The sequence below is a fragment of the Streptomyces sp. NRRL B-3229 genome (assembly GCF_000719505.1).
GTDB lineage: Bacteria > Actinomycetota > Actinomycetes > Streptomycetales > Streptomycetaceae > Streptomyces > Streptomyces griseorubiginosus.
On the sequence record NZ_JOGP01000078.1, the window covers coordinates 1 to 1,140 of the forward strand.

Genomic DNA, 1,140 nt, shown 5'->3' on the forward strand with positions numbered 1-1,140 from the left:
CAACCCGACCACCCCCACCGGCTCGCTAGCCGCTGCCGCTTCGCCCCCTGCCACCCCCACACCCAGCACTTCAACACTCCAGCACCCGGTCACACCGTCGGCCGCCCTCTCCGCACCCCCCTCGACCCTGCCCGAGCCGAGCCCGCCGGCCCCCACTCCCGCGACGCCCGGTGCCGGCCACGAGACCGCCATCCCGGCCAGCGGCCCACCAGCTATCACTGCGCCGCGCACCCCACGACGGCTGGCCGCACTCGCGCAAGCCCTGGACACCGTCCTCCCGACCACTGTCCCCACCGGTGAAACCACCACACCCACATCCCTGATGGGCCTGCCGACGGGCATCCGCACCCTGGACGACGCCCTCGGCGGCCTCCAGCCCGGCCGCTTCTATCTCGTCGCAGCCGCACCAGGTGGCGGATCCAGCCTGATCGCCACCGCCGCCGCCCGCACCAGCGCCCTCGACCAGCACCAACCCGTCCTGTACGCCGCATCCGGACTCACCCGCGCCGACATCGCCGCACGCATCGTCGCCGCGCACCTGCCCGTCGACTACCGCCGCCTGCGAGCCGGCCGCCTCACCCCCACCGAACAGGACGACACCGCAGCCCTCCACCACCACCTGGCCTCAGCTCCGCTGTACATCGACGATGGCACCGACCTGACTACCGACGCGATCGCCGAAAGCGTCCCGGACCTGCCGGGCCTGGCCCTTGTCGTGGTCGACCGCCTGCAGACCACCGAGGACCCCCGGCTGCCGCTGTCCGGCCCGTCCCAGATCACCGACGCCGCCCAGGCCCTCGCCCACCTGGCCCGCACTCACGAACTCCCCGTCCTCGCCGCCGTCGACACCGACGACCCCCAGGTGATCGCCGCACTCAGCCTCGACATCACCGTCACTCTGACCCGCGACGCCGACCAGATCCACGCCACCATCACCGAACGCGACCTCGGCCCGCAGACCACCCTCACCCTCCACGCCGACCTCGCCCACGCCCGTATCACCGACCCGGCCGCCCTCTCTGCCAGCCCCACCACCCCAGCGCCGCCACCGACCGCGAGCCTGCACACCCCCGCACAGCCCCCGCCGGCGCCTCTCCAAGCCCCCACCAGCCCATCCCCGGACCCCACGCCCGCCGAGCC

The 1,140-nt window shown here is 73.9% G+C and carries 1 protein-coding gene; it reads left to right on the forward strand.

Annotated elements, in window-relative coordinates; translation table 11 throughout:
• Nucleotides 1–322: 322 nt before the first annotated feature.
• Nucleotides 323–1,140: DnaB-like helicase C-terminal domain-containing protein (locus IF54_RS0138745; protein WP_030327397.1), on the forward strand; the 818-nt coding region annotated here is incomplete at its 3' end.